Here is a 9,400-nt window from a genome sequence, read left to right as displayed (position 1 = left end):
ACATTCCGAACCCGGAAGCTAAGCCTCACAGCGCCGATGGTACTGCAGGGGGGACCCTGTGGGAGAGTAGGACGCCGCCGAACAATCATTCAAGAAAAGCCCCTGATCCATTCGGATCAGGGGCTTTTCGCATTTCCCGAACGCTCCGAAGGCCCCGAACACAACGCCCGGACGCCCCGAGCGCCGCCGGCTGTGACGCAGGTCACGCCGAATCAAGAACCTGCACGCCGCATCCGGCGTCTGGCTGGTGTGAGATCACGCAGGAGAGCACTGGACGAGCTGGACGAGGAGCGACTCCTCCGCCTGGTTGCCAGAGGTGACCGCGGGGCGTTCGAGGAGCTGTACCGCCGGACGTCGCCGTGGCTGGCGGTGCGGTTGCGCCGTCGCTGTTCGGACGAGCAGATCGTCGCCGAGGTCATGCAGGAGACGTACCTGGCGGTGTGGCGCGCGGCCGGCGCGTTCGCCGGGAGCGCGGTGGGCGGGACGGCCGTCGGGTGGCTGTGGACGATCGCGGCGCGCCGGCTGGTGGACGCCTTCCGGCGTCGCGCGCACCACGCCGAACCGCCCGTCGCCGCCGCCGAGTCGGCGGTGGTGCCGGCGGCGGAGGAGGAGGCGCTCGCGGGGACCGTCGGCGGCGACGTCGGCGATGCGCTGCGGCGGCTGGCGCCGGAACTGCGGCAGGTCCTGCAGGCCATGGTGCTCGACGGGCTGTCCGTGCGGGAGACGGCCGTCCTGCTCAGGCTGCCCGAAGGGACCGTCAAGACGCGTGCCCGCAGGGCCCGGATCGCGATGCGGGAGGAACTGGCATGAGCACTGGCACAAGAGGTGGCATGAGCCCGGAACACGCGTCGGGGGGGCTCATCGCCGACTACGCGCGCGGTGACGTCGAACTGCCCGCGGACACGTTGTGGGCGCTGGAGTCCCACCTGGAGACGTGCGCGCCGTGCCGCGGTCGGTTGGCGGCCGCGGTCCCCGGCGAGGCACCCGGGATCGCCGCGCTCGTCGACTCCGTCCGGGCCGGTCTGGAACCGCAGTTGGCCGCCGCCGTCCGGGCGCCCGCCCGGCGACGCAGGCCCCGCTGGGTGACGGCCTGGCTGACGCCCGTCATGGCTCCCTGGCTGGCCATGACCGCCGCCGTCACACTGGCCGCTCTGCTGCTGGACGGGGGCGCGTCGTCGGCCACCCTCGGCAGCCCTTCGCTCCTGCTGCTGGTCGCGCCCGTGCTGCCGCTGTGCGGTGTGGCGGTGTCGTGGTCGCGCGGCCTGGATCCGGCGCACGAACTGACGGCGTCGACCGCCCGCGCCGGACTGCCCCTGCTCCTCCGCCGCACCGCGGCGGTGCTCGGCGTCGTGCTGCCGGGGCTGCTGGTGCACGGCTGGCTGACCGGGGCGATGACGGCCGCGCAGTGGCTGCTGCCTTCCCTGGCCTTCACCTCCGCCGCCCTGGCGCTGGGCAGCGTCGTCGGGGTGACCCGCGCCGCCGCCGGACTGGCCGCCGTGTGGGGCGTCGCCGTCGTGGCACCCGCCTGGTTCACCCAGCGCGTTCCCGTCGTCCTGGAGGCGCACGTCCTGCCCCTGTGGGGACTGCTCCTCGCGCTCGGCGTCGGCGCCGTGGTCGCCCGTCGGAACGTCTACTCGGCTCTCTGAAGCCCTCGTTGACCCTCGAAGCCCAGATTCTCGAAGCCCAGAGCCTCGAATCCCAGAGCTTCGAAGCCCAGACCCTCAAAACCCCAGACCTTCGAAACCCAATCGATGCCCCCCGAAAGGGACCATCCATGACACCTGTGACGAGCGCGGTCGACATCGCGCCGAAGACCTACGCCTGGGAGGTCCGGGCCACCGGCCTCAGCGTGCGCGCCGGGCGGCGGAAGCTCGCCGTCGACGGGCTGGACCTCGCCCTGGGCACCGGCACCCACGGCCTCCTGGGGCCCAACGGCGCCGGAAAGACCACCCTGATCCGTGCCCTGGCCACCGTGCTCCGCCCCGCCGCCGGCTCGCTGGAGCTGCTCGGCACCCCCGTGAGCGCGCTGGGCGACCACCGGGCGCTGCGGCGCCGGATCGGCTACCTGCCCCAGGAGTTCGGCTACTACAAGCGCTTCACGGTGCGCGAGTTCGTCGAGTACATGGCCTGGCTGAAGGAGGTGCCGAAGGCGGACATCCCCGGGGCCGTCCAGCGGGCCGTGGAACGGGTCGGCCTCGCCGATCGCGCCGACCACCGGATGAAGACGCTGTCCGGCGGCATGGTGCGGCGGGCGGGCATCGCCCAGGCCATCGTCAACGACCCGACGGTGCTGCTGCTGGACGAGCCGACGGTCGGCCTGGACCCGGCGCAGCGGCTGCGGCTGCGCGAGCTGTTGCAGGAACTGGGCCGCGAGGCCTGCGTGATCGTCTCCACCCACCTGGTCGAGGACGTCGCGGCGGCCTGCTCCGACGTGGTGCTGTTCGCCGACGGCCGCCTCGTGTTCCAGGGCACGCCCGAGGCCCTGGCCGCGGCCGGTGGCCCCGAGCACCCGGGTGACAGTCCGCTGGAGCGCGGCTACTCGGCGCTGCTGAGCAACTCCGGGCAGCCGGGGGGTACGTGGTGAACGGGCGGGTGCTGCGGACCGAGCTGAAGCGCTCGGCCGCGCCGTGGGCCGGCGGCGTCGTGCTGCTGGGCAGCCTGGCGGTCTTCTTCCTGATCGACGGCATCTGGTGGCGGGGCAACGCGGGGTGGACGGCCCAGTGGACCACCATGGCCATGTGGACCCGGTACCTGCTCGGGTTCTGGTGGCCGCTGGTGGTGGGCCTGGGGGCGGCGTACGGGCTGCGCGACTCCCGCTCGCGGATGGGCGAGCTGCTGAGCACCACGCCGAGTCCGGCCTGGCGCCGCGCGGCGCTGCCGGCGGGCGCGATGGCGCTGGGGGTGTCCTGCGGTTTCGGGCTCCTGCTCATCGTGGGCGGGGTCGAGGTGGCCCTCGGCCGGACGACGTACATGTCCCTCGGCTGGCTGCCGATCTCTCTCGTGGCGGTGCTGGCCCTCGTCGCGGGGGCGGTGTTCGGCATGGGCGTCGCGCGGGCGCTCCCGTCCGTGCTCACGCCGCCCGCCTTGGTGGTGACCTTCCTGATGCTGGGGAGCCTCCTGCTGCGGCAGAGCGGCGACGGGGCCCTGCCGTCGGGCATGGCGCCGAACCGGCTCGCCCTGTTCTCCCCGGTGACCGTGGATCCGCGGCAGATGCTGCTGACCCTGTCCGGCTCCGTGCACCTCGGCCAGACGCTCTGGCTGCTCGGACTGCTGGGCACCGGCTTCGCCCTCCTGGCCGCCACGACGCGCCGGAGCCGGCTGCTCGGGGTGGTTCCCGTCCTGACCGGCGCGGCCCTGGCCCTGGCGGTCCTCCCGGCCGAGGCCCGCGACACCTACGTCGTCGACAAGGCGGCCGCCGCGCTCGTCTGCGACGGGCCGGTGTGCGTGACGCAGGCGAACCACGACCGCCTGCCCGAGCTCGCACAGCGCGGCAAGGAGGCGCTGCGCGTGCTGCACGACGTCCTCGGCGACACGGCGCCGACCTCGGTGCGGGAGGACACCGCGCTCTACGCGCTCGGCGCCGAACGCGCCCTCTCCGCCGACGTGGTGCTGGTGGACTTCGACGACCGGCTGCTGCGCGACGCGACGGGTGACCAGCTGACCCGCGTGCTGATCGGGAAGGGCCTGGCACCGACCTGCCACGGGGACAACGACCGGGAGGGCGGGGGCCGCCTCGGCGTCGCCGTCCAGAGCATCGCCGTGAGCTGGGCCCTCCACGACGCACGGTTCCAGCCGCTGGAGGACCGCGGCACCGAGGCGTACGAACTCACGACCTGGGCGGAGGCCGAGAACGCCTGGCAGAGGCTGACAGCACTGCCGCCGGCCGAGCAGCGCTCCCGGATCGCGGAACTGCGTGCCGCGACCGTCTCCTGTTCGGGCTACGGCCACCTCCGGGCACTGACCGGGGAGGCGGCCCGATGAGGTGGCTGACCCTGTACGCCCGTTCGCGCCAGGTGCCCGTGTCGGCCGCCGCGATCGCCCTCGTCACGGCGGCGCTCTGGGCCCTCGACGGCCCGGAGCACGCGGAGGTGGGGACGGCGATCCTCGTCCTGACCACGACCGTCGCCGCCGCCTCCGTCGGACTCGGCGGCCGGGACGTGACCCTGGAACGGACGGCCGCGATCCGCTGGGCGCCCCGCCGGGCGGCTCACGTCCTGCTCATCGGCCTGCTCACCGGCGCGGCCCTGCTGGCCGTCCAGGCGGCAGGAACACAATTGGCCCCCACCGCGGTGGTCGTCCGCGCCGCGGCGGGGCTGACCGGCCTGGCCGCCCTGGGCGCGGTCCTGTGCGGAGCCCACTTCGCCTGGACCCTCCCGGTCGGCTGGCTCGCCTTCACCCTCCTGACCCCATCCCCGCGCGGCACCGCAGGTGAGGTGCTCCACTGGATGACGTTTCCCCCCGACACCCCCGCCTCCACCGCGACGGCCCTCACCCTGCTGGCCCTCGGCACGACGCTGTACGCGGCGACCGGCCCGAGGGAGTAGGGGGGCCGGGCAGCGGCTGCCACCGGTCCCGTCGGAACCGGGACCGGTGGCCCGTGCGGTCGGGACGCGGGCGCGGAGACCATGGGGAGGACCAGGGAGGCGGTGAGCGGATGAGCGGGTTCGGGAACGGTGGTGGCCTGGGCGTGGGAGCCCTGGCGGTCGCCGCGGGCACGCTGGCGAGCGCCGCGGTGTGGTCGCTCCTCGCACTCACCCACCCGGGGACGGAGGGCGTCGGCGGACACTACTTCTACGACGGTGTCTGGGTCGCGCTCGGCCTGATCTTCACCCTCGCCGGGCTGTTCCTGGTGGTCAACGGCAACAGCCGGGCGCTCGGCACGCTCCTGGTGGTCAGCGGGCTGCTCCAGTCGCTGCGCATGGTGGTGCTCCTCGCCGCCGCGCTGGCCGGTGCCGGCCCGGCGGTCACCGGCGCGGTCATGGCGCTCGTGCTGGCCGCCGACGTCGTCAACGCCTTCCTGGTGATCGGCTTCCCGCTCTGGCTCCCCGACGCCCGGCTGCCCGGCGGGATCTGGCGCTCGATCACCGTACTGGTGGCCGCCTGGAGCGCGGTGCTCGCGTTCGCCAACACCGCCCGGGTGCCCGCGTTCGACACCCTGCCCAACCCGCTCCACGGCACCGCGCTGTTCGCCTGGCTGGAGGGCTGGCTCGGCCCGCACGGCATGGACGTGTTCGCCGGCAGCCTCGTGTTCACCCTGACGGTGGCCGGGGTCCGCTGGTGGCGCTCGCCCGGATCGCACCCGCACCTGTTCGAGGTCACGCTCGTCTACGGGGTGTGGGCCGCGCTGGCCACCGTCCCGCACTACCTCGGCGACTACCCCGCGTGGCTGCCGTACGCGGTCATCGTGGCCGGTGAGGCCGCCTGGATGCTGGTGCCGCTCGCCGCCTTCCGGCGCGACCGCCGGCTCTCCCTGGACCGGGTCACCCGGCGCTACCTGACCGCCTACGCCTTCTGCACGCTGCTGTTCGTCGTCGTGCTGCTCGCCGTCTACCTGACGCACCGCCTCCTGCCCGGCACCGGCACCGGCGCCCGGTGGTGGCAGCTGGCCACGGCAGGGGTCATCGGTGTGCTGCTGCGACCGGCCGCCCGGGGTGTGGAGCGCGCCGTGGACCGGTACTACTACGGCGAGCGGGCCCACCCGTACCAGCTGGTGCGGCAGCTGGCGGAGCGGATGAGCCATGCCGTCAACCCGGCGGACGCGCCGCCGCTGCTGTGCCGCACGGTCGTGGAGGCCCTCGGGCTTCCCGTTGCCGCCGTCCGGGTCCGGACCCGCTGCGGGCCGCGCGAACTGGCCCGGTTCGGGAGGCCCGACCTGCCCGGAGAGGCCGTTCCCCCCGCGTACGAAGCCTTCCCGCTCACCTACGAGGGCGCCGGGATCGGCGAACTGCTGGTGCCACCGCGCCCCGGGCAGACCGAACTGGACCGGCAGGACCGCGCGGTGCTGAGCCTCCTCGCCGACCAGGCCTCGCCCGCGATCGCCTCGCTCGGCCTCTACCAGGACCTCCGGGCCAGCCGCGAGCGGCTCGTGCTGGCCCGCGAGGAGGAGCGGCGCCGGCTCCGCCACGACCTCCACGACGGTCTCGGCCCCGCCCTCTCCGGCCTGCGCCTGCGGATCGACACCGCCCTCTCCGGCCTGCCCGGCGGCTCCACCGCGGCCACCTCGCTCACTGCGGCGTCCACGGGCATCGGCCGGGCGATCACCGAACTGCGCCGGATCACCGACGGCCTGGCCCCCGCCTGCCTCGACGGCGAGGGCCTGGCCGGCGCGCTGCGGCAGCTCGCCGACACCTTCGGCAGCCGGTCGCTCAAGGTGACCCTCGACCTGCGCCCCGACCCGCTGCCCGCGCTTCCGGCCGCCGTCGAGGTCGCCGTCTACCGCATCAGCGGGGAGGCCCTCAACAACGTGGTCCGTCACTCCGGTGCGACCTCCGCCCGGCTCACGCTCCACGCTCCGGCCGACCGGGTCACCGTCGAGGTCGCCGACAACGGCACCGGCTTCCCCGGCGGTGGCTCCACGGCCGGCGGCGACTCGACGGCCGGGGTCGGCCTCCGCTCGATGGCCGAACGCGCCGAGGAACTCGGAGGGACGTTCACGGCCGCCAACGCCCCCGCCGGCGCCGTCGTCCGCGCCGTTCTCCCGCGCGGCCGCGCGGATTGACCACGGCCGGTGGGTGGGGCGCGGTCAGACGGCGGCGGGCTCCGCCGACCTGACCGCCCGGGTACCCGGCGACACCGACAGACGGACCACCCTTCCCGGCGCGAGCTCCGGTGCCCCGGCCGGCAGGGCCCAGGCGACGGTGCGGTCCGAGTCGCCCGTGTCCACCGCGAGGAACCGCGGCGCCTTCTCGCGCTTGCGCGGCTCCAGGCGCAGCACCTCGCCGGTGACGGTGAGCGGCGCGCGGCGCTCCAGGACGGCGAGGACCAGGTAGTAGCCGGTGACCGCGCCGAAGACGGCGATCGCGGCGGTCTCGCCCGGCAGGGGGCCCGAACCGTCCATGCCGTGGGTCAGCCAGCCGTGGCCGCTCGCGTAGTTGCCGGGCATCGTCGCGAGGAACGCCAGGAAGAGCGTCCACCGGCTGAAGCGGCCGGCCGCCGCGATCGCCAGCAGCCCGATGCCGACCCAGCCGAGGGTCAGCAGCAGGCCCGGGCGGCGCAGCGAGTGGCTCGCGTCGGGGCCGGACGTGACGGCCCACTCGGGCCGGCGCAGCGCCGCGAACAGGACCAGGCCGACGGCCACCACCGCTGCGGCGCCGGCCAGTCGGAGCAGTTGGGCGGGAGTCGCGCCGAAGCCGGGGCGAAGACGTGGGTAGCGGATCCGCACCGGGCGCCAGGCGCCCCCGTAGGAGGACCAGACGCGCCGCTTGTCGCCCGCGTCGAAGCCGAGCAGCCGGGAGGTCCGGGTGGTCACGCCGAGCGCCGCGCCGTACGCGAGGTAGCGGTCCCACACGGCGACGGACGCGGGCGGCAGCGGGGCGAAGTCCTCGTGCGCCCGCAGCCAGGCCTGGACGCCGGCCCAGTGTCCCGCCCGTTCCAGGCCGAGCCGCGTCGCGCGCTCGCCGAGCGCCCTGGCCAGCAGGTACATCAGCGGGACGGACGGGAGGACCCCGACCACGATCGCGGCGCGGATGTTGTGGCCGCCGGTGAGGCCGCCCAGCCCGAGGAGCACCCCGGGGCCGAAGGCGGCCACGGCCAGCGCGCCGGACAGCAGCGGCGCGAACCGGGACCGGGAGAGCCCGCGCAGCCGGGCCTCGGCGACGATCTCCTTGCGCAGCGCGCCGTTCCACGAACTCGCGCGCTCCTGCGCGCGGAAGGCGATCGCACCGATCGGGGCGCCGGCTGCGCCCGCCTGCTCGGTGATCCGGGCGAGGACCCGCCGCTCGTACGGCGTCAGGTCGCCCGTGTCCGCGTCCGTGCCGGTGACGTGCACCGTGCTCTGCGCCGGGTCGTCCGCGGGCTGGCGCACCTCGACCAGGCCGCGCGCCGCGAGGTCGAGCAGGGTCGCCGCGGCGGCGTGGTCCACGGAGCGCCACCGGTTGGTCAGCAGGGCCACGACGGCCGGCCGCTCCGGTTCGGGGCCGAACTCCTGCGTGGCGGGGGCCGCGTGCACGGCGCCGTTCCGGGTGGCCACGAGGGCGAGCCCGAAGGCGGCGAGCCAGAGCACGAACAGGCCGGCGCCGGACCAGTAGAACTGGTCCTCAAGGCTCATGCTCATGCGAAGGTCACCCGCGGCGCCTCCTGGGCGGCGGCCCCGGCCTCGAAGTACTCCCGGCGCCCGTGCGCGCCGCCGATCCCGGAGACGACGTTGCCCGGGAAACTCTCCAGCGCGGTGTGGTAGCTCTGGACGGCGCTGTTGTAGAACTGCCGCGCGTAGGCGATCTTGTCCTCGGCGGTGGCCAACTCCGCCTGCAGCGCGGCGAAGTGGCGGTCGGCCTTCAGCTGCGGGTAGTTCTCGCCCAGGGCGGTCAACTTGCCGAGCGAGGCGGTCAGCACGTCCTCCGCGGCCGCCTTGCCGGCGACCCCGAGACCGGTGTCCGTCGCGGCCCCGCGGGCGGTCACGACCGCCTCCAGCGTGGCCCGCTCGTGCGCCGCGTACCCGCGGGCGCCCTCGACCAGGTTGGGTATCAGCTCGTGCCGGCGCTTCAACTGGACGTCGATCTGCGCCCAGGACGCCTGCGTCTGGTTCCGCAGCCGGACCAGCCGGTTGTACGTCCGGACCACCCACCACACCAGCGCCACTGCCGGTACGGCGACGACTCCACCCACGACGACACCCACGATGCCCCCCGATAAACGTGACCTCGTGTTCCGGCCGATCCGGTAGGTCGGGCAGATCCTAGGCGTGCTAACCGGTTGGGCGCTGCGAATAAGTGAGAGGGAGCCGGCCACGACCGGACCCGGGCCGGGTGGCACGGTCGGCACCCCGCGGCTGCCGCTCCGGGGGTCACATGGTCGGACCGGCCGCGAGCTGGGCATTTTGTGTCCGACGCGGAGTAGGAGTACTGTCAGTCAGCCGCTTGGCAGGGAGCACCGGACACGCATCGGCGCGGACGGTCCCGGGGCGGCCAATCCTCTGAAACACCACTTCCCGGTCCGGGCCGGGTCGCGTCCTGTCGCGGCTCGGTGCGTATTTGGCATGTGTGTTTATCGGGATTGTGGCCTGACTTCGGTCGGATTCGCTTTTCGGAGCGGGGATCGGCTAGAGTTCAGGACGTCGGACGGGGCGTAAAGCTCCGGTCAAGACAGCAGCAAGTTGGATGACGAAGCCCCGGAAAACGGAGCGGAAAACATCTGATAAGCTGGAAACACGAAAGAACGAAGCGCCCGGAGGGCCCGCTGGAAG

Annotated in this window: 8 protein-coding genes and 1 rRNA gene; 7 read left to right on the top strand and 2 right to left on the bottom strand. The window is 74.1% G+C overall.

What is annotated here, in order from left to right:
- The 7 genes from rrf to ACFXDE_RS43175 form a co-directional block, all read left to right on the top strand.
- A 5S ribosomal RNA gene (rrf, locus tag ACFXDE_RS43205) occupies positions 1-83 on the top strand; the annotation flags it as partial.
- Positions 84-249: 166 nt separating this feature from the next.
- On the top strand, positions 250-810 hold the full coding sequence (locus tag ACFXDE_RS43200) for an RNA polymerase sigma factor (protein ID WP_380448637.1): 561 nt from the start codon (positions 250-252) through the stop codon (positions 808-810).
- A 20-nt stretch (positions 811-830) separates the two neighbouring features.
- Positions 831-1,646 carry a zf-HC2 domain-containing protein gene (locus ACFXDE_RS43195; protein WP_380499701.1) on the top strand — a complete coding sequence of 272 codons (816 nt, stop codon included), beginning with the start codon at positions 831-833 and terminating at the stop codon, positions 1,644-1,646.
- 128 nt (positions 1,647-1,774) lie between these two features.
- Positions 1,775-2,584, top strand: a complete 810-nt coding sequence (locus ACFXDE_RS43190) for an ATP-binding cassette domain-containing protein (protein WP_380448634.1) — start codon at positions 1,775-1,777, stop codon at positions 2,582-2,584.
- Positions 2,581-3,981 (top strand): hypothetical protein, encoded by a 1,401-nt coding sequence (locus ACFXDE_RS43185; protein ID WP_380499700.1) that lies wholly within the window; start codon positions 2,581-2,583, stop codon positions 3,979-3,981. The genes ACFXDE_RS43190 and ACFXDE_RS43185 overlap by 4 nt, the downstream gene beginning before the upstream one ends.
- A complete protein-coding gene (locus ACFXDE_RS43180) occupies positions 3,978-4,544 on the top strand; it encodes a hypothetical protein (RefSeq protein ID WP_380499699.1) in 567 nt (188 codons plus the stop codon). The genes ACFXDE_RS43185 and ACFXDE_RS43180 overlap by 4 nt, the downstream gene beginning before the upstream one ends.
- Before the next feature lie 110 nt (positions 4,545-4,654).
- A complete protein-coding gene (locus ACFXDE_RS43175; RefSeq protein ID WP_380499698.1) occupies positions 4,655-6,718 on the top strand; it encodes a sensor histidine kinase in 2,064 nt (687 codons plus the stop codon).
- Between the two features lie 24 nt (positions 6,719-6,742).
- On the opposite strand, the gene ACFXDE_RS43170 is transcribed toward ACFXDE_RS43175, so the two are convergent.
- A complete protein-coding gene (locus tag ACFXDE_RS43170; RefSeq protein ID WP_380499697.1) occupies positions 6,743-8,272 on the bottom strand; it encodes a DUF2207 family protein in 1,530 nt (509 codons plus the stop codon).
- Entirely contained in the window at positions 8,269-8,823 is a 555-nt protein-coding gene (locus ACFXDE_RS43165; protein WP_380499696.1) for a LemA family protein, read from the bottom strand. Before ACFXDE_RS43165 ends, ACFXDE_RS43170 begins: the two co-directional genes overlap by 4 nt.
- Positions 8,824-9,400 lie beyond the last annotated feature (577 nt).

Origin of the sequence: Kitasatospora sp. NPDC059408 (genome assembly GCF_042751525.1) — a bacterium.
In the GTDB taxonomy this organism is placed as follows: domain Bacteria; phylum Actinomycetota; class Actinomycetes; order Streptomycetales; family Streptomycetaceae; genus Kitasatospora.
Note: the sequence above shows the minus strand (reverse complement) of the source record. Positions and strands in the feature narration are given on the sequence as shown.